Below are 19,498 nucleotides of genomic sequence, written 5' to 3'. Positions count from 1 at the left end.
AAGTATTAACATATATGATAAATCAATTAACAAACAATTGAATTTTGCATTGAAACTTTTTTCAATAAATGGTAAACTGAAATATATAATTCATAAAAAAAATAAACTGTAAGAAAGGGTTGAAATAGATATGAAAGAAAACAAATTAGATTTAATGCGTATAATCCAAGTGAAATTTCCAAGATTAAGTAAAGGTCAAAAATTAATAGCGGAGTTTATATTAAAGCATTATGATAAAGCGGCATTTATGACTGCTGCTAAATTAGGTGGAAGTGTAGGAGTTAGTGAATCTACTGTTGTTAGATTTGCAAACGAACTTGGATTTGCTGGATATCCTAAATTACAGAAATCATTACAAGAACTTATAAAAAATAAACTTACTACAGTTCAAAGAATAGAACTTTCAAATGATTATGTTAGTGAAGAAACTGCTTTAAAAGGTGTACTAAAATCTGATATGGAAAATATAAGAGCTACTCTTGAAAAAATAAATAATGAAACTTTCGAAGCAGTAGTTAATAATATTTTTAAAGCAAAGAAGATATACATAGTAGGTTTAAGAAGTACTACTGCTTTAGCTGAATTTTTAGGATTTTATTTAAATTTAATATTAGATAATGTTCATGTAATAACTTATGGTATAAGTGATATTTTTGAACAGATGATAAATATGAGTTCTGATGATTTAGTTATAGGTATAGGTTTCCCAAGATATGCAGCTAGGACTATTGAAGCTTTATCTTTTGCTCAAAAAAGAGGAGCAAAAGTTGTATCTATAACAGATAGCTTACTTTCACCTTTAGCTTCAAAAGCAGATTATACATTAATAGCCCAAAGTAATATGGCATCATTTGTAGATTCATTAGTAGCACCTCTTAGCGTTATTAATGCATTGATAGTATCTGTTGGATTAAGAGAAAAAGAAAAAATATCTTCTACTTTTAGTAATTTGGAAGATATTTGGCAGGAATATGCAGTGTATTCTTATAGAGAAAGTAAAGAAAAAAGTTATTAAAGTTAAAAAATGAAGGAAAAAGACTAGCATGACTTTTTATGCTGGTCTTTTTCCTTCTTAATAATAAAATATTTAAAAAAATTTTTATAGCCTAGAAACATTGATATTTAAACGTTTGCATTCAAAATAGAATAAATTTTAAAAAAAATTATATTTTTTTTAAAATTTTGGGAAGGAATTTTTGAAAACGTATAGAATACTTATAATATAAAGAGATATATATAAAATATTTAAATTAATAAAGCAATCTTATTGCCTTATTGATTCACTATTGGGAGGTAGTAATCATGACAAAAGAAAATTTAAATCCATTTGTAAATGCTCAAAAACAAGTAAAAACAGCTTGTGATAAATTAGGTATGGAACCTGCTGTTTATGAATTGTTAAAACAACCTTTAAAAGTATTAGAAGTTTCAATTCCAGTAAAAATGGACGATGGTACAGTAAAGGTTTTCACAGGATACAGAGCTCAACATAACGACGCTGTAGGACCAACTAAAGGTGGAGTTAGATTCCATCCAAATGTTTCATTAGATGAAGTAAGAGCTTTATCTATATGGATGACATTTAAATGTTCTGTAACAGGAATTCCATATGGTGGTGGTAAAGGCGGAATCATAGTAGATCCTAGAACTTTATCAGAAGGAGAACTTGAAAGATTAAGCAGAGGATATATCGATGCTATATATAAATTAATAGGAGAAAAAGTTGACGTTCCAGCTCCAGACGTAAATACTAACGGTAAAATAATGGCTTGGATGGTTGATGAATATAATAAATTAATGGGACGTAGTTCTATAGGTGTTATAACTGGTAAACCATTAGAATTTGGTGGTTCACTTGGAAGAAATGCAGCTACAGGATATGGTGTTGCAGTAACAGCAAGAGAAGCTGCTGCAAAACTTGGAATAGACTTAAAGAAAGCTAAATTAGCAGTTCAAGGTATGGGTAATGTTGGTTCTCATACAATATTAAACTGTGAAAAATTAGGCGGAACAGTAGTTGCAGTTGCAGAATGGTGCAAAGAAAAAGGAACATATGCTGTATATAAAGAAGATGGATTCTGCGGAAAAGATTTAGAAGAATATTTCCAAAAAAATAGAAGCTTAATAGGTTTCCCAGGTGCTAAAGAAATATCAATGGAAGAATTCTGGGGATTAAACGTAGATATATTAATTCCAGCTGCATTAGAAAATGCTGTAACTAAAGAAAATGCTCCATTAATCAATGCAAAATTAGTTTGTGAAGCTGCTAATGGTCCTATAACTCCAGAAGCAGATGCTATCTTAAACGAAAAAGGAATAACAGTTACTCCAGACATATTAACTAATGCTGGTGGTGTTACTGTTTCTTACTTCGAATGGGTACAAAACTTATATGGATATTATTGGTCAGAAGAAGAAGTAGAAAAGAAAGAAGAAGAAGCTATGGTTAAAGCTTTCAACGCTCTTTGGGACATAAAAGAATTATACAAAGTTACAATGAGAGAAGCAGCTTACATGCACTCAATTAAAAAAGTTGCAGGTGCTATGAAAGCAAGAGGTTGGTATTAATCTAAGTTTCAAGATTATATAAAAAGTCGGGTTTGAATTTATTCAAGCCCGCTTTTTTACTATGTAGAGTTCGGAATTTTTATATTAACTTATACTATAGAGTGTTTAGAGTTTAAAAATTCTTTATTTTCATATCCTTAATAATATCATTGCTAGATTATATAACTAAGTAATGATATTATAGTATAGTTAGTATAGTATAATACTGAATTTAAAATAATAGTATTATATAATTTTATGAGGTGAGATTATGGCAAAAGTTATAGTAATTGGTGGAGGCCCTGCAGGAATGATGGCTGCAATAAAAGCTTCGGAAAAACACCAAGTAATATTAGTAGATGGAAATGAAAAATTAGGTAAAAAATTATTTATAACAGGAAAAGGGCGTTGTAATGTAACTAATGCTAAAGATATAAGTGATTTTTTTGACTATATACCTACAAATCCGCAATTTTTATATAGCTCATTATATACTTTTACAAATGATGATACTATAAATTTTTTCGAGAATTTAGGAGTAAAATTAAAGGTAGAAAGAGGAGATAGAGTTTTTCCAAACTCTAATAAATCTTCAGATATAATAGCTGCTATGAAAAGTAAGCTATTAAAGCAAAAGGTGAAAATTATACTTAATAATAAAGTAAAGAAAATTCACAGCAAAGATAAAAATATAGAGTGTATACAATTAGAAGATGACACTAAAATAAATGGAGATTATTTTGTATTATGTACAGGAGGAGCATCCTATCCTCAAACAGGTTCTACTGGTGCAGGATTTAATTTTGCTAAAAAGCTAGGCCATACTATAAAAGATATAAAACCTTCTTTAGTGCCCTTAGAAATGAAGGAAGATTGGATTAAAGAACTTCAAGGCTTATCTCTTAAAAATATAGAGTTAAATATAGTTAATGAAAAAAACAAAACTGTATATAAAAAATTAGGAGAAATGCTTTTTACTCATTTTGGAATATCAGGACCGATTGTATTAAGTGCTAGTAGTTTACTTAATAAAGATAATTTTAAGGCAGTTATAAATTTAAAACCTGCACTTACAGAAGAACAATTAGATAATAGATTACAAAAGGATTTCTCAAAATATTGTAATAAGGATTTTAAAAATTCTTTAAATGACCTTTTACCTAAGAAATTGATAGGTAAGATAATAGAATTAAGTGGTATTAATCCTGATAAGAAGGTTAATTCAATTACAAAAAAAGAAAGAAAACATCTCGGATATATTTTACAAAATCTAACTTTTAATATAAAAGGCAAAAGGCCTTTAAGTGAAGCTATAGTAACATCTGGAGGAGTAGATGTTTTAGAAATAGATCCTTCAACTATGAAATCTAAAAAAATTAATAATTTATATTTTGCAGGGGAAGTAATAGATGTTGATGGATTCACTGGTGGATTTAATATACAAATAGCTCTATCTACAGGATATTTAGCTGGAATGAGTATAGAATAATATAAAAGTATGAGAAATATTCCAAAAGGATTTTATTTGTAAATTATAGAATAATATATATTAAAAGAGAATAGAAAGGCTGATAAAAATGAATATATCTGTAGCAATAGATGGTCCAGCAGGTGCTGGCAAAAGTACTATAGCAAAGATTATAGCTGAGAAATTAAATCTTATGTACATAAATACAGGATCTATGTATAGAGCTGTAACATTAAAAGCTTTAAAAAATAATATAAGTGAAGATGATATAGAAGGTTTAAAGAAAATGATATTATCTTTAGATATTAAATTTGAAGGAGATAATATTTTAGTTAATGGTGAAGATATAAGTGAAGAAATAAGAATGCCTATAATAAACCAAAATGTTTCTAAATTTGCATCTGTAAAAGAAGTAAGAAGACTTTTAGTATCTATTCAACAAAATATAGCTAGTAAATATAAGGTTATAATGGATGGAAGAGATATAGGTACTGTTGTACTTAAAAATGCACCTTATAAGTTTTTTGTTACAGCTAGTGCTAAAGTTAGAGCCCAAAGAAGATATGATGAATTAAATAAAAAAGGCATAAATATAAGCTATGATGATGTTTTAAGTGAAATAAATAAGAGAGATTATATAGATGAGAATAGAGAAGTAAATCCTTTAAGAAAAAGTGAGGATGCTATTTTAGTAGATACTTCTAATTTGAATATAGATGAAGTGGTAGATACAATTTGCAGTTACATAAAAAGTAATTAGAGATAATGTTATTAGTTAGGAGATTGTTAATATGAGTGTAACTTTAGCAGATAAGGCAGGGTTTTGTTTTGGCGTAAAAAGAGCAGTAGAAGAAAGTTTGAAAACCAAAAAAGATTATAAAGATGTTATATATACTTTAGGACCTTTAATTCATAATAATGATGTGGTAAATTCTTTGAAAAATAAAGGAATAAGTCCTATAGATATGGAAAAGGTACATACTTTGAAAAAAGGAGATACAATTATAATAAGATCTCATGGAGTACCATTAAATACTATAACCACATTAAAAGATCAAGAATTTAATATAATAAATAATACATGTCCTCATGTATCTAATATACAAAATAAAGCTAGAAAGTATTATAAATTAGGATATAGTATAGTTATAGTAGGGGACGAAAATCATCCAGAAGTTATTGGAATAAATGGATGGTGTAATAATTCTGCAATTATATCAAAGGATGGATTAAATTTAGAAAATCTTAAAGGAAAAACTTGTGTATTGTGTCAAACTACTGAAAAACAAGAAAATTGGGAAAAAGTTTTAAAAGCGGTACATAAGAAAACTGAAGATGTTATAGCATTTAATACAATATGTAATGCTACATCTGTAAGACAAGAAGCGGCGAGAAAACTTGCTGAAGACTCAGATGTAATGATAGTTATTGGAGGTAAAAATAGTTCTAATACTACAAAATTATATGAAATATGTAAAGAATATTGTAATAACACTTTCCACGTAGAAAATGCATCTGAAATACCTTGTAATATAATTGATAAAGGTGATATAAAAATAGGAGTTACAGCAGGTGCATCTACTCCAGATTGGATTATAAAGGAGGCTATATTAAAAATGAAAAATGAAGAAAATAATGAAATATTAGATTATATGAATAAAAATGATAATAATATAAGAACAGGAAAAATCATAAAGGGAACAGTTATATCTTTAAATGAAAATGAAGCTTATATAGATTTAAATTATAAATCTGAAGGGGTACTACCTTTAACAGAAGTAATATTAGAAACAAAAGAAGAATCTTCAAATATTAAAGATATATATAATGTAGGAGATGAAATAACAGCTAAAGTAATAAAAGTTAAAAATGAAGATGGTTATGTAGTTTTATCACGTACAGAACTTAAAAGAGAAAAAGCTTATAATGAATTAAAAGAAGTTTTTGAGGACAAAAAAACTATAGAAGTTACTATAAAAGAAAGTGTAAAAGGTGGACTAGTAGCTACACATAAAGGGGTTAGAGTATTTATACCTGCATCTCATATAGAGCTTTTCCATGTAGATGATTTAAGCAAATATGAAGGTATGAAAGTAGAAGTAAATATAATAGAATTTATAAAACAAAGAAATAAGACAAAAATAGTTGGATCTAGGAGAGCGTTATTAAAAATAGAGCAAGATAAGAAAAAAGCTGAAGCTTGGGATTTAATAAAAGAAGGAGATACAGTAGAAGGAGAAGTTAAAAGATTAACTAGTTTTGGAGCTTTTGTAGATATAAATGGAATAGATGGACTTTTACATATTTCAGAAATATCATGGAAAAAAATAAAGCATCCTAGTGAGGCTTTAAATATAGGAGATAAAATAAAAGTTTATGTACTAAGTGTAGATAAAGAAAAAGAAAAGTTAGCTTTAAGTCTTAAAAAACTTAAAGAAAATCCATGGAATAATGTAGAAGAAAAATATCCAGAAGGTAGTATTGTTTTAGGAAAAGTAGTAAGTATTATGGATTTTGGGGCTTTTATAGAATTAGAGCCAGGAGTAGATGGACTAGTTCATATATCTAAACTTAGTAATAAAAAGGTTGAAAATGTACATGAGGTATTAAATATAGGGGAAGATGTGAAAGCTAAAATATTAAATGTAAATGAAAAAGAAAGAAGGATTTCTCTTAGTATTAAAGATTTAGAACAATTTTAAAAAAAGGCCACAGTTTATTGTGGTCTTTTCTATTTTTTGTAATAATCTCTTTACTATTATTAATATAATTTAGTATATGCCTTTAAGGGAGGATTTTATATGGGAGATAGAAGAGTAGTAGATTATAGCGAGAATTATATATCTAAAAAAGAAAAATCTATGTTAAATAAAGTATTAAACAAGTATAAATTTGATGTTATAGATATCTCCAAATTTGGGAATGTATATAAAATAAATACAGAGAAAGGAGAGATATGCCTTAAAAGAGTTAAACATAATAAATATAAAATAAAAAATGGACAAATAGTATCAAAAGAACTAAAAAATACAGAGTTTAATAATATTCCTATATATTATACATCAAAAGAAGGCCATAGTTATGTGAAATATAAAAAATGGACTTTTTATATCACAGAATGGATAGAAGGAGAAGAGTGCAATTTAAATGATATTGAAGAAGCTATGGATTGTGCAAAACTTTTAGCAGATTTTCATCTACACATTAAAAAAATAGATATGTCTAAATTAAAATTAAAAAATCGTTCTAAAAAATTACCTAAGGTATATAATAAAAGACTTAATGATTTAAATAAATTTGAAAAAGTTATTAAAAATAAAAAAGTACAAAATGAATTTGATATTAACTATATGGAGCATTTAGAAAATTTTTATACTAGAGGTATGGTGGCATTAACTTACCTTAATAATTCAGAATATTATAAGTTATATAAAAAATTAGAATCGAATAAAACCATATGTCATGATGGATTTTATTATAAAAATATAATAAATAAAGATGGTCAGTATTTTTTAATCGATTTAAATAATTTAAGTATTAATGTGAAAGTAAATGATTTAAGTAAGTATATAAGAAGATTAATGGCTAAAAAAAATTTTCAATGGGATTTTGATAAGGCAAAAAAAATAATAGATTCATATGATTCAGTAGAAAAATTAGAAAAAATTGATTTGGAAATGATGCTATCTTTGATTATATTCCCATATAAATTTTGGAAATTAGGAAAAAGAAGATATATAAAACATAAAAAATGGTCAGAAAGCAAATATATAAATGAATTAAATAAAGTAATAAAATATGATGAATTAGAAAAAAAATTTCTTAATGATTACTTAGAATGCTTAAAAGATTATTAATTAAACAATATGAATTGACTAGAAAAAAATTTAGTTTTATACTATATTAGTAATATTTATTAAAATAATGTTTTTAAGAGGATTATTATGTATAAGTGTGTTAAATTAAATAAAACTAACTTTAATTTATTTAAAAAATTAAATAAAAGGAAAAATGAATTTAATTCTTTAAATAAAGATTTTTTTGATTTATATAATAAAGCTAATTTTATACAAAAGTTTATGCTTAAAAGTAAAGTTAGATTACTTGTAGATGAGAATAATTATATAGGGTATATTTGGACTAATTTAGATAAAGATAGATGTGACATAAATGCATTAAATATAATAGGTGATAAAAACTTAGAATTAGCCTATAAATATTTGATAAATTCTATAAATAACAATAGTACTATAAATTACTTATGTGAAAGTAATAACTATAATTATAATATATTAAAAAAAATTGGATTTAGAAAAGAAAGTGGAACTATAGAATTAAAATTGAATTTATCCTATAAGGATATTGATTTTAAATATAACAAGGAGTTGGAATTTAAAAAATTACAATTAAATAAGCACGAAGAAGCAAGGTGTTATCTTCAAAACGAAATATTTAAAAGTAATAACAGAGTTCCATTAAACTTAAATGACATATACTATGATGAAAAGCAAGATTATTATATAGAAGGTGGATCTATAATATTAGTAAAAAACCACAAATATATAGGCTATGGTCAAATTATAAAAGAAAAAGATTATCCTTTAATCGTTAATTTTGGAATATTAGAAGGGTATAGAAGAAAAGGGTATGCTAGAGATCTTTTATATTATCTTTTAAGGATTTCAAGAGAGAAAGGGTATGAAAAGGTAATGATTAAAGTTGATTCTAATAACTATAAGGCCTTAAACTTATATGAATCAATAGGATTTAAAAGAGTAGTTGAAACTTGTAATTGGCAGTTAAAAAAATAAAACCTACAAATTATATGTAGGTTTTATTTTTATTTTAAATGTTTTAATTAACACTGTTATATTTTTCAATTGCTATTTTTAATATTTTCATAGCTTCTTTTAAATCTTCATCTTTTAAACAATAAGAAATTCTTATTTCATTTTTACCTAATCCGTCTGTAGCATAAAATCCTTCAGCAGGAGCCACCATAACTGTTTTGTTTTCATAGTTGAAGTCTTGTAGCATCCATTTAGCAAATTTCTCAGCATTGTCTACAGGTAGTTTTACTACTATATAAAATGCACCAGTAGGTTTTTTACATATAACTCCAGGTATATTTTCAAGACCTTCAAATAATATGTTTCTTCTGTTTTCATATTCAGCTTTTACTTCTTTAAAATAAGATTCTGGAGTATTTATTAAATTAGCTGCAGCTATTTGTTCTACTGTAGGTACACACAATCTAGATTGGCATAATTTTAGTATTTCATGTATTAATTCTTTGTTTTTAGAAGCTACTAATCCTATTCTAGCACCACAAGCGCTATATCTTTTAGATATACTATCTATTAAAATAACTCTATCTTTTACATCTTCTAGATACATAGCAGATGTATATTTAAGATTATCATATACAAATTCTCTATATACTTCATCAGCAATTAAGAATAGGTTATTTTCTTTAGCAATATCTGCAAGCATTCTCATTTCTTCGTATGTGTAAACAACGCCTGTAGGATTTCCAGGATTTGATACTAATAATGCTTTAGTTTTTGGTGTTATTTTGCTTACTATTTCTTCTTTTTTAGGTAGATGGAATCCTTCTTCTGCTTTAGTAGAGAAAGAAACAACATTAACTCCAGCTACTTCTGAAAATCCGTTATAGTTAGTGTAAAATGGTTCTGGAATTATAACTTCGTCCCCAACATCACAAGTAGCCATTAAAGCAAATTGAATAGCTTCACTTCCGCCATTAGTTATTAGTAATTCATCTTTTTCAAAGTTTATATTCCAACTCTTATAATATTTTATGAAACTATCTAATAAACAGTCCATACCTTGAGAAGCAGTATATTTTAAAACTGATTCTTTATAAGAATTTACTCCATCTAAGAAACAGTCAGGAGTTTTGATATCAGGTTGTCCTATGTTTAGATGATAAACATGAATACCTTTACTTTTAGATTCATTTGCATAAGGTGCTAGCTTTCTTATCGGTGAAAATTGCATATTTGATATTCTAGTTGATACTTTCATTTATTTTACCCCCCATAATAATAATAAACATTTGTTTATAATAAATTTTATTTTAAGCAAGAATAGTAATTTTAAAGCTAAGGTTTAATCTAATATATTTTCAATAGGAATATAAGACGACTTTAACTTTACTATAGAATTATCATTTACTATTTTATTATAGTAACTTCTATCACATAAACAATTAGAATTCAATTCATTTAATTCTTCAAATCCATTATCATCAATTTCTTTTGCATCATACATATGAATCATCTCCTTTTAGGTTAGTTTAACCTAAAAGGAGAAAAAAGATGTATTATCAATTATTTATAATGCTTATCTAAAACTTTTCCTAATCTTTTAACACCTTCAACTATTTTTTCATCACTCATGCAAGAGTAGTTTAATCTGAAATAATTGTGATGTCCTCCATTAGGGAAGAATGGTCCGCCTGGTACGTAAGCTACGTTTTCAGCTAAAGCATCTTTCATTAATTCTTTAGCATCTAAATCTTCTCTAAGTTCAACCCAAGTGAATAATCCACCAATTGGATGAGTGAATTTAACACCTTCTGGGAAATATTTTGTCATACTATCTAACATTAAGTTTCTACGTTTTTTATAAACAACTTTTATTTTTTCAATGTGTTTATTTAAATCGTATTTTTGCATAAATAATGCAGCTGCTCTTTGGTCAAAAGTACTACATTGTAAATCAACACCTTGTTTTACAACTACATATTTTTCAAGTATTTGTTCAGAAGCGCAAACCCAACCAAGTCTTAAACCAGGGCAGAAGTTTTTAGAGAAAGTTCCAAGGTAAATTACCCAACCTTCTTTATCAAAACTTTTTATTGAAGGATGTCTTTCACCTTCATATATAAGATCTCCATAAGGATTATCTTCTATTACAGGAATTTCGTATTCAGCTGCAAGTTCTGCAACTCTCTTTCTTCTGTCATCTGGCATAGTTCTACCAGTTGGATTTTGGAAATCAGGAATAGTATATATCATTTTAACTTTATTTCCATGTTCTTTTAAAGCTTTTTCTAATTCTTCAATTATCATTCCATGATCATCCATTGGTATTTCAACAAATTGAGGTCTATATGCTTTAAAAGCGTTTATGGCACCTAAGTAACTAGGGCTTTCACAAACTACTATATCTCCTTCATTTAAGAATATCTTAGCTGAAAATTCTATACCTTGTTGAGAACCACTAGTTACAGCAACATCATCACAGGTAACGTTTACACCCGCTGGAGCCATTCTTTCTTTAGCAATGATTTCTCTTAAAGGTTTGAATCCTTCTGTTGAACTATATTGAAGAGCTGCTCTTCCTTGCTCTCTCATAACTTCTTGAACGATTCCTTCCATTTCTTCAACTGGGAATAATTCTGGTGCTGGAAGTCCACCGGCGAAAGAAATTATTTCAGGCATTTCTGTCAATTTAAGTAATTCCCTTATTTCTGAAGCTTTTAAGCCTTGAGCTCTTTCTGAAAAACGTACATTCATTTAAAAATCCCTCCATAAACATTTAATTAATACTCTACTCTCATCTACTCTATATACCTATTCTACAAATATATAGAATATCCTTCTTTTCTTTATAAAAAAATTTAAAAATTTAAAAATTTTTTAAATTTTGTTAAAACGTTATCAATAATTTTGTTGAAAATTGAGAAAAAGTGTTCATTTTTAAAAGAAAAAGTATAATTTAACTATTTCTTAATATGCAAAATAGTCGCTTTTGATTTAAAATTAAAAATATTTGAAAAATATAATAAGTTTGAATGTTAAATATAGGAAATTACAATGTTATAAGTTTATCAGAGAAATATTATAAATTGTAAAATGAAATTTTATAATATATATATATGTAAGGTTTTTATTTTTATTAATATTTTATTTAGTTTAATATATATTATGTATTTTTTATATTTATATAAATTGAAACTAATAGGGAATACTAAGATTAGTACATTAAGAAGGGAGTAATTTTAGGTTATGGACAAAATGAAAAAAATTAAAGATTTAAAAAGTGTTAAATCACATTCTTGTACAAATTGTGCTAAACCTTCAAAAGAACCTAACGATGGATACTTTATTGAAAAAGATCCTAAAGATAGCTTTAGTTCAGAAGGAACAGTTAGATATGGTGAAGAACAAGATGTAGATGATTTATAATATAAATAAGTAATAAAATAGAAGTAACAATAGAAAAAGCTATTGTTACTTCTATTTATTTTTATGAATAATCAATTAATTTTTATCATTTGACAAATTAATACATATATTTCTCTTTAAACATGATACAATTCTAGTGAAAAAATATAATAAGTGATAAAGTAAGGATGTGGCATAATGAATTTTTCATGTAATAATTGCGATTTGAACTATAGTATTGAAAGTTATAAAGAAAAACTAAATAATCTTATAATTGATAAAAAACAAAATTTATTAGATGATGAAGTAATTAGACTAAGTGAGCTAATAGATGAATTAGTGTACAAATGTGTCTTTTGTAAAAACAAATTAAAAGTTATACCAAGTTTAGAATTAGGATTAAAAAATATATTTGGAACCCATTCAACTTTTTATTATTATGGGAATGAGCATCTTTTTACTAGTATGTATTCATATATATTAGAGGGTATCAAAAATAATGAAATGGTTTATATTTCTATGGAAGAAAGTATTTATAGTAAATTACTAGAGTTTCTTATTACAAACAATGTTCCTGCTCAGCATATAAAATTTAGACCAGTAAAAGAGTTAATTATAAGCAATAAATCTGGTGACTTAAAAGAATTAAAAAAGAAAATCAATGAAATTTCTTTAGAAAACAAAGTTAAAAATTATAATGGAATAAGATGGATTGGTCAACCTACCTATGCTATTCAAACTACCTCACAAAAAGATTTTTTAGATTGGGAAATTAACCTAAGCAAAGCTCTAAATAATACAAATGTATCTTTAATATGCATATATGATGCCTATGATTATATGCATGAAGAAAAATTTATAAATAAAGAAGTTATAAATAAATCTTTACACACCCATTCTTATATTTTAAAGAATTCATATCTAGAAAAAATAAATTAATATTATCAAATATATTTGAAAATTATTTAGCCTTAAAAGGGCTTTTTTTTATTTATAATTTTTTAGTGAAGGGAAAAGTGTCTTTACTAAGATATAATATTATTTTAAAAAAATACTTAGAAAAAATTATGAAAAATTGACTTTTGTATAATTTTTTATATAATTATAAGTATATATAGTTAAAAATACTGATTTTATATAATTTTTTATATAAATATAGATTTTAATTATAAGATTGTATACAGGAGTGATTTTTTGATAAGCATTGGTGAAGAATTAAAAAGATATATCCCTATAGCAAACTTAATTGCAAAAACTTTTGGAAAAAATTGCGAAGTTGTAATTCATGATTTATCAATTCCTCAAAATTCTGTAGTTTATACTATTAATAACCATGTTACAGGAAGAAAAGTTGGAGATGCATTTGATCATTTAGTTAAACAAGTTTTGTTATCAAAAAATTTTAAAGGAGATTGTGCAGCAAATTATATGACTGTTACAGAAGAGGGAAAAGAAATAAAGTCTTCTACGGTACTTATTAGAAATTCTAAAGATAAAGTTATTGGGGCTTTATGCATAAATTATGATTTAGAGTGTATGAAAAATATGAAGGATTTTTTAGATGATTTTTTTATTGTAGAAAAAGAAAGTATAGAAGATGATATAGAACCTTTTGAACATGTTATGGAAATAGTTGATGATTTAGTAGATAGAATTGTAGGAAATCAAGATATAAATAATTTAAAAAGAAAAGATAAAATAGAATTAATAAAATTTATGGATAGTAAAGGGATATTTTTAATAAAAGGAGCCATAGAAAAGATCGCCAATAAACTAAATATTTCTAAGGTAACAGTTTATAGTTATTTAGATGAAATAAGAAAAAATGAAGAAATTTAATTATATAAATTTATTTATCAAAGGAGGATATTATATTGGTGAAATACAAATGTAGCCATTGTGGTAAGATATATGATCCTAAAACATTAGTATTTAGATGTGATTGTGGAGGTATGTTAGACCTTGAAAAGTTTGATTTTACATTTTCTAAAAAAGATATATTGAAAAATGAGTGGAGTTTATTTAGATATTTAAAAGCATTACCTTTTGATAGAAAGTTTAATTTGTGGAAAGATATTACTATGGGTGAAGGATTAACTCCAATAGTTACCCTTGAAAAAGACAATCCTAATTTGTTAGTGAAGGTTGATTATGCCATGCCTACATTATCTTTTAAAGATAGAGGGGCCGCTGTATTAATATCTAAAGTTAAAGAACTTGGTATAAAAAAAGTTATTCAAGATAGTAGTGGTAATGCAGGAAATTCTATAGCAGCTTATGCAAGTAGGGCAGGAATTGATTGTGATATCTATGTTCCAGAAGGAACTTCTTTAAAAAAAATCAAACAGATATCTTCCCATGGTGCAAAAGTTTATGTAGTTAAAGGTACTAGAGAAGATACGGCAAAAGCTGCATTAAAGGCAGCAGAAAATAAAGAAGGATTTTATGCAAGTCATGTTTATAATCCATTTTTTTATCAGGGAACAAAAACTTATGCCTATGAAATATATGAACAGTTAAATGGAAAAATACCTGAAAATGTAGTGATTCCAGTAGGTAATGGTACTCTTTTATTAGGGTGCTATTATGGATTTAAAGAATTATTTGATTTAAAATTAATAGAGAAGATGCCTAAAATTATTGCAGTTCAAGCTAAGGGGTGTGCTCCTATATATAAAGCTTTTAAAGAAGGAAAAGATTTTGTAGATGAAGTTATAAACACTGGAACTTCAGCAGATGGAATAGCAATTGCAAATCCAATGAGAGGAAAGCAAATATTAGAAGCTGTCAGAAAAACAGATGGAGAAATTATTATAGCACCAGAGAATAAAATAGAAGAAACTAGAAAATATTTAGCTGAAAAAGGATTTTATGTGGAACCTACTACTGCTGCAACTTTTGCAGGTTTTTTCAAATACTACAATGAAAATAAAAGTTCCATAAAAGGTAAAATAATAATTCCTTTATGTGGAGCAGGATTAAAAAAAGATTAGTATTAGCTTTATTAATTAAAATTACTATAAATTAAAAATAAAAAGATTATTAGTATTATTTTGTACTAAATGAAGAAGCAATTATAGATATAAATCTATAGTTGCTTTTTATTATTAAGAAAATTAGAGATCTTTTTATTAAGTCAATTAAATTAAAAAAGTATAATTAAGCTTTTATCATTAAAATTAAATGAATTTAATATATAAACATTTTATGTGAAATAATAATATATAGAATTTGTAGTTAATTTTTGTTAAATTTTGAAAGTACTATGTGTATTATTTAAATAAATATATTTTGTAATAAAATGTCGAATATTATTAAATTTCATGACTAAGGGTAAATATCACAAAAAAACTATCTGAATTATCAGACATAAAATAGTATTCGGTGTTTGACGAATCATAACTATATTAATATTATATAAACAAGATTAAGAATAATTTAAACTTTCAAATATCTAGATTTATTTTAAATTTAAAAATGAAAAGGAGAGAAGAATCATGTGTTCTAAAATTAATGTCTTTTCTGAAATAGGAAAACTTAATAAAGTTTTTTTACACAGGCCTGGTCCAGAATTAGAAGGGTTAATTCCTAACAATTTGCAAAGGTTATTATTTGATGATATTCCCTATGTTAAAGTTGCTCAGCAAGAACATGATTATTTTGCTAATATACTTAAAGAAAATGGGGTAGAAGTTTTATATGCAATTGAAGAATTAGAAAAAGCTATTAGTAATGAAAAAATAAGAAAACAGTTCGTTGATGAGTATCTTAAAGAATCTAAAATAATAGATATTTCTTTAAAAAATACCCTTTCAAATTACTTGATGGAAAAAGATACTAAAGGCATGATAAATAATATAATGTCAGGTATAAGAAAGAAAGAACTTTGTAATAAAGGGATATCTTCATTAGCTGAAATTATGCAAGATGACAATCTTTTTTATGTAGATCCAGCGCCAGCTGAGTATTTTACTAGAGATCCAGGTGCATGTATTGGTAATGGATTAAGCATAAATGTTATGTCAAGAAGAGCAAGAAGAAGAGAATCTTTGTTTCTTAAGTATATATATTCATATAATAAGGATTTTAAAGATGATAGTTCAAAACTTTGGTATGAGTATGAAAATACTAATAGTATAGAAGGTGGAGATATTTTAGTTCTTTCAAAAAATGTTGTATGTATAGGATGTAGTGAAAGAACATCACCAGAGGCTATTCAAAAGTTAGCTGAAAAACTATTAAAGTGGGATAACACATTTGAAAAAGTTCTTGTGTTTGAAATACCTAAATGTAGAGCTTTTATGCACTTAGATACGGTTTTTACTATGGTAGATTATGATAAATTTACAATTCACCCTGAAATAGAGGGACCTCTAAACATTTATGAAATCGTTATGGATAAATCATTTAATTTAAAATTTAATAATGTTTCAGATAGTTTAGAGAATGTTCTTAAAAAAGAATTAAAACTAGATTCTGTTGAACTTATAAGATGTGGAGGAGGAGATGAACTTGCAGCTCCTCGTGAACAATGGAATGATGGATCTAATACTCTTGCAATTGCCCCTGGTACTGTAATTACTTATGATAGAAATTATGTAACAAATGAACTTTTAGATAAAAGAGGAGTAAAAGTACTTACAATGCCAAGCTCTGAACTTTCAAGAGGTAGAGGTGGCCCAAGATGTATGAGTATGCCAATTCACAGAGATAACATTGATTGATTTTTATATACTAAAGATAAAATAATAATTAAGGGGATGGAAAAATGGCAATTAATTTAAGAGGAAGAAATTTTTTAACACTGATGGATTTTACACAAAAAGAGATAAGATACATGCTTGATTTAGCTCATGATCTTAAATCTAAAAAAAGACTAGGAATAAGAAATGAATCATTAAAAGGAAAAAATATTGTTCTTTTATTTGAAAAATCATCAACTAGAACTAGATGTGCTTTTGAAGTTGCAGCTCTTGATGAAGGTGCACATGTTACTTTTTTAGATTCTAATAGTTCACAAATGAATAAGAAAGAATCTCTTGAAGATACAGCAAAAGTTTTAGGTAGATTTTATGATGGGATTGAATATAGAGGTTATGAGCAATCAGTTGTAGAAAATTTAGCGAAGCATGCAGGAGTACCAGTATGGAACGGACTAACTGATGTTGATCATCCTACACAAATACTTGCAGATATGATGACAATAGAAGAACACATTTCAAAACCACTTAAAGATATAAAAATTGCTTTTGTTGGTGATACAAGAAATAATATGGCTTATGCATGGATGTATGGTTGTGCAAAAATGGGAATGAATTTTGTAGGCTTTGGACCTAAAGAGTTACATCCTGATATTGATAAAGAAGAAGGATTATTGGAAGCTTGTAAAAAGAGCGGAGCTACTATAGAATTTTGTAGCGAGGCAAGTGAAATCAAAAATGCAGATGTTATTTATACAGATGTTTGGGCTGGTATGGGAGAAGAAGATAAGTTAAAAGAAAGAGTAGAATTATTAGCACCTTATACAGTAACAATGGATATGTTAAAAGAAATAGGAACAGAAGATTGCATTTTTATGCATTGTTTACCAGCATTTCATGATTTTGAAACTGGAGCGGCTAAAAAAGCAAAAGATGAAATGGGACTTGATATAAGAGAAGTTACAGATGGAGTGTTTAGAAGTAAACATTCTGTAGTATTTGATGAAGCAGAAAATAGAATGCATACAATAAAATCTGTAATGGTTGCAACACTATAGTAATAAAATAAGATATTTAAATGACTATGCAGTATATTAGACTAAAAAATAATAGTTTAATATACTGTTTTATTTAAAATAAGTTATTCCAATAGGATTAACTGAATAGTTAGGTAGTACTAAAAGTAGAAATATACTGATTTATTAGGAATAAGTTTATATTTTAAATGTTTATAAAGATTGTATGATTAATATTTATTTAATTTAAAAAATCAAAAGATTAATACTCTTATATGCTATAAAAAAATTATTATTAAGGGGTAGAGGTGCTTATGAAAAAAAATATTAAATTGGAACGGGCTTTGATGCTGTTTATTCTTATGATAGCTGGTTGTGTTATATATGAATTGCCATATCTTAGATATAATTATTATGATGTTCTTAGAGAAGCTTTAAATTTAAATAATACTCAAATGGGGTTTTTAATGACTGTTTATGGGATTGTAGCTATGTTAGGCTATTTTCCTAGTGGATGGCTTGCAGATCGTTATTCCATTAGAAAACTTTTAGCTTTTTCATTAATTGTTACAGGTTTAGTAGGATTTTATTTTGGAACTTATCCAAGTTATAAAATGTTAATTTTAATACATGTTATATGGGCAATTACAACTAGTTTGACATATTGGTCTGCAATGATAAAAGCTGTAAGTCAACTTGGAGATAGTAAAGAACAAGGTAGATTATATGGAATATTTGAAGGTGGACGTGGACTTTTACCAATAATTTATGGATTTATGATTTTAGCTTTATTTAATAAAATGGGAGCATCACAAGTAGCACTTAAAACAGTAATAAATGTTTATGCTATCATTTCTGTTGCTGGAGGTATAATAACATTACTTTTCTTTAAAGATAGTAAAAATACAGAAGATTCTAATCCTTTGTTAAGTGATATAGTTGCAGTTATAAAAATGCCACAAGTATGGTTACTTGCAATTATTATATTTTCTTCTTATGTTCAGTATATTGCAATGGGGTATATAACTCCTTATTTTACAGAAATATTTAAAGCATCAGTTTCACTTGCAGCGGCATTAGGATTAATACGTATTTATGCTTTAGCAATAGGGGCAGGACCTTTTGCTGGATTTATGGCAGATAAAATTGGATCTTCAACTAAAGTATTATTTGGAGCTTTTGTAATGATTGTAGCGTCATTAGTCCCATTTTTAATTATACCTGGAGATCCAAATCTTATATGGGTAGTAATAGTTTCAATGGTAGTTTTAGGTACAGGGGTATTTATTACTAGAGGAATATATTTTGCTGCTATAGATGAAATAAATGTACCTATTAAATATGCTGGTGCAGCTATAGGGTTTGCATCTTTTATAGGATTTTTGCCAGAAGCTTTTGTGTATACTTTAGTTGGAAACTGGTTAGATAAAAACCCAGGAATAGATGGATATAAAATAATGTTTACATTTATGATTATAGTAAGTGTAATTGGATTTATTGCATGTGGATTATTACTTAAGAATATAAAAAAGAATAAATCTAATGCATAATAAATAATTATATGTTTATAAA

17 protein-coding genes are annotated in these 19,498 nt (G+C 26.4%); 14 read left to right on the top strand and 3 right to left on the bottom strand.

Going from position 1 to position 19,498, the window contains the following annotated elements; translation table 11 throughout:
• Positions 1 to 130: 130 nt before the first annotated feature.
• The 7 genes from ABDZ71_RS13210 (at position 131) to ABDZ71_RS13180 (ending at position 8,826) form a co-directional block, all read left to right on the top strand.
• Complete coding sequence (locus tag ABDZ71_RS13210) at positions 131 to 1,015, top strand: MurR/RpiR family transcriptional regulator (protein ID WP_343762150.1); 885 nt, start codon at positions 131 to 133, stop codon at positions 1,013 to 1,015.
• 287 nt (positions 1,016 to 1,302) lie between these two features.
• On the top strand, positions 1,303 to 2,568 hold the full coding sequence (locus tag ABDZ71_RS13205; RefSeq protein ID WP_343762148.1) for a Glu/Leu/Phe/Val family dehydrogenase: 1,266 nt from the start codon (positions 1,303 to 1,305) through the stop codon (positions 2,566 to 2,568).
• A 250-nt stretch (positions 2,569 to 2,818) separates the two neighbouring features.
• Entirely contained in the window at positions 2,819 to 4,036 is a 1,218-nt protein-coding gene (locus ABDZ71_RS13200) for a BaiN/RdsA family NAD(P)/FAD-dependent oxidoreductase (protein WP_343762146.1), read from the top strand.
• Between the two features lie 88 nt (positions 4,037 to 4,124).
• Complete coding sequence (gene cmk / locus ABDZ71_RS13195) at positions 4,125 to 4,775, top strand: (d)CMP kinase (RefSeq protein ID WP_343762143.1); 651 nt, start codon at positions 4,125 to 4,127, stop codon at positions 4,773 to 4,775.
• A gap of 31 nt (positions 4,776 to 4,806) precedes the next feature.
• Positions 4,807 to 6,717 (top strand): bifunctional 4-hydroxy-3-methylbut-2-enyl diphosphate reductase/30S ribosomal protein S1, encoded by a 1,911-nt coding sequence (locus ABDZ71_RS13190; RefSeq protein WP_343762141.1) that lies wholly within the window; start codon positions 4,807 to 4,809, stop codon positions 6,715 to 6,717.
• A 99-nt stretch (positions 6,718 to 6,816) separates the two neighbouring features.
• The gene (locus tag ABDZ71_RS13185; RefSeq protein ID WP_343762139.1) at positions 6,817 to 7,872 is read left to right on the top strand and encodes a CotS family spore coat protein; all 1,056 of its coding nucleotides are present in this window, start codon (positions 6,817 to 6,819) and stop codon (positions 7,870 to 7,872) included.
• Between the two features lie 87 nt (positions 7,873 to 7,959).
• Positions 7,960 to 8,826: a GNAT family N-acetyltransferase gene (locus tag ABDZ71_RS13180; RefSeq protein ID WP_343762137.1), complete on the top strand. Its 867-nt coding sequence runs from the start codon at positions 7,960 to 7,962 to the stop codon at positions 8,824 to 8,826.
• 43 nt (positions 8,827 to 8,869) lie between these two features.
• Here ABDZ71_RS13180 and ABDZ71_RS13175 read toward each other — a convergent pair whose 3' ends face one another.
• The 3 genes from ABDZ71_RS13175 to ABDZ71_RS13165 form a co-directional block, all read right to left on the bottom strand.
• Positions 8,870 to 10,063 (bottom strand): pyridoxal phosphate-dependent aminotransferase, encoded by a 1,194-nt coding sequence (locus tag ABDZ71_RS13175; RefSeq protein ID WP_343762136.1) that lies wholly within the window; start codon positions 10,061 to 10,063, stop codon positions 8,870 to 8,872.
• A gap of 84 nt (positions 10,064 to 10,147) precedes the next feature.
• Positions 10,148 to 10,309, bottom strand: a complete 162-nt coding sequence (locus tag ABDZ71_RS13170) for a hypothetical protein (RefSeq protein ID WP_343762134.1) — start codon at positions 10,307 to 10,309, stop codon at positions 10,148 to 10,150.
• Between the two features lie 59 nt (positions 10,310 to 10,368).
• Positions 10,369 to 11,559 carry an aminotransferase-like domain-containing protein gene (locus ABDZ71_RS13165; RefSeq protein ID WP_343762132.1) on the bottom strand — a complete coding sequence of 397 codons (1,191 nt, stop codon included), beginning with the start codon at positions 11,557 to 11,559 and terminating at the stop codon, positions 10,369 to 10,371.
• Positions 11,560 to 12,051: 492 nt separating this feature from the next.
• On the opposite strand from ABDZ71_RS13165, the gene ABDZ71_RS13160 reads away from it, so the two are divergent.
• The 7 genes from ABDZ71_RS13160 (at position 12,052) to ABDZ71_RS13130 (ending at position 19,476) form a co-directional block, all read left to right on the top strand.
• Positions 12,052 to 12,231: a hypothetical protein gene (locus ABDZ71_RS13160; RefSeq protein ID WP_343762131.1), complete on the top strand. Its 180-nt coding sequence runs from the start codon at positions 12,052 to 12,054 to the stop codon at positions 12,229 to 12,231.
• Positions 12,232 to 12,408: 177 nt separating this feature from the next.
• Positions 12,409 to 13,149 (top strand): MEDS domain-containing protein, encoded by a 741-nt coding sequence (locus ABDZ71_RS13155; RefSeq protein WP_343762130.1) that lies wholly within the window; start codon positions 12,409 to 12,411, stop codon positions 13,147 to 13,149.
• A 255-nt stretch (positions 13,150 to 13,404) separates the two neighbouring features.
• Complete coding sequence (locus ABDZ71_RS13150; protein WP_343762129.1) at positions 13,405 to 14,049, top strand: helix-turn-helix transcriptional regulator; 645 nt, start codon at positions 13,405 to 13,407, stop codon at positions 14,047 to 14,049.
• A 38-nt stretch (positions 14,050 to 14,087) separates the two neighbouring features.
• The gene (gene thrC, locus ABDZ71_RS13145) at positions 14,088 to 15,203 is read left to right on the top strand and encodes a threonine synthase (protein ID WP_343762446.1); all 1,116 of its coding nucleotides are present in this window, start codon (positions 14,088 to 14,090) and stop codon (positions 15,201 to 15,203) included.
• 504 nt (positions 15,204 to 15,707) lie between these two features.
• Complete coding sequence (gene arcA, locus ABDZ71_RS13140; protein WP_343762128.1) at positions 15,708 to 16,934, top strand: arginine deiminase; 1,227 nt, start codon at positions 15,708 to 15,710, stop codon at positions 16,932 to 16,934.
• A 44-nt stretch (positions 16,935 to 16,978) separates the two neighbouring features.
• A complete protein-coding gene (gene argF, locus ABDZ71_RS13135) occupies positions 16,979 to 17,968 on the top strand; it encodes an ornithine carbamoyltransferase (RefSeq protein ID WP_343762127.1) in 990 nt (329 codons plus the stop codon).
• Between the two features lie 272 nt (positions 17,969 to 18,240).
• Positions 18,241 to 19,476 carry an MFS transporter gene (locus ABDZ71_RS13130; protein ID WP_343762125.1) on the top strand — a complete coding sequence of 412 codons (1,236 nt, stop codon included), beginning with the start codon at positions 18,241 to 18,243 and terminating at the stop codon, positions 19,474 to 19,476.
• Positions 19,477 to 19,498: the final 22 nt, after the last annotated feature.

Source organism: Clostridium oceanicum (assembly GCF_039521385.1).
Taxonomy (GTDB): domain Bacteria; phylum Bacillota; class Clostridia; order Clostridiales; family Clostridiaceae; genus Clostridium_F; species Clostridium_F oceanicum.
The sequence above is the reverse complement of the archived record's forward strand: the minus strand, read 5'-3'. Positions and strand labels throughout refer to the sequence as shown.

Bases quoted from the DNA above. Each gene is read 5' to 3' on its own strand.
- argF (WP_343762127.1), top strand. From the start codon at position 16,979: ATGGCAATTAATTTAAGAGGAAGAAATTTTTTAACACTGATGGATTTT.
- cmk (WP_343762143.1), top strand. From the start codon at position 4,125: ATGAATATATCTGTAGCAATAGATGGTCCAGCAGGTGCTGGCAAAAGT.
- ABDZ71_RS13180 (WP_343762137.1), top strand. From the start codon at position 7,960: ATGTATAAGTGTGTTAAATTAAATAAAACTAACTTTAATTTATTTAAA.
- ABDZ71_RS13185 (WP_343762139.1), top strand. From the start codon at position 6,817: ATGGGAGATAGAAGAGTAGTAGATTATAGCGAGAATTATATATCTAAA.
- ABDZ71_RS13205 (WP_343762148.1), top strand. From the start codon at position 1,303: ATGACAAAAGAAAATTTAAATCCATTTGTAAATGCTCAAAAACAAGTA.
- ABDZ71_RS13155 (WP_343762130.1), top strand. From the start codon at position 12,409: ATGAATTTTTCATGTAATAATTGCGATTTGAACTATAGTATTGAAAGT.
- ABDZ71_RS13160 (WP_343762131.1), top strand. From the start codon at position 12,052: ATGGACAAAATGAAAAAAATTAAAGATTTAAAAAGTGTTAAATCACAT.
- arcA (WP_343762128.1), top strand. From the start codon at position 15,708: ATGTGTTCTAAAATTAATGTCTTTTCTGAAATAGGAAAACTTAATAAA.
- ABDZ71_RS13210 (WP_343762150.1), top strand. From the start codon at position 131: ATGAAAGAAAACAAATTAGATTTAATGCGTATAATCCAAGTGAAATTT.
- ABDZ71_RS13190 (WP_343762141.1), top strand. From the start codon at position 4,807: ATGAGTGTAACTTTAGCAGATAAGGCAGGGTTTTGTTTTGGCGTAAAA.
- ABDZ71_RS13175 (WP_343762136.1), bottom strand. From the start codon at position 10,063: ATGAAAGTATCAACTAGAATATCAAATATGCAATTTTCACCGATAAGA.
- ABDZ71_RS13200 (WP_343762146.1), top strand. From the start codon at position 2,819: ATGGCAAAAGTTATAGTAATTGGTGGAGGCCCTGCAGGAATGATGGCT.
- ABDZ71_RS13130 (WP_343762125.1), top strand. From the start codon at position 18,241: ATGAAAAAAAATATTAAATTGGAACGGGCTTTGATGCTGTTTATTCTT.
- ABDZ71_RS13165 (WP_343762132.1), bottom strand. From the start codon at position 11,559: ATGAATGTACGTTTTTCAGAAAGAGCTCAAGGCTTAAAAGCTTCAGAA.
- ABDZ71_RS13170 (WP_343762134.1), bottom strand. From the start codon at position 10,309: ATGTATGATGCAAAAGAAATTGATGATAATGGATTTGAAGAATTAAAT.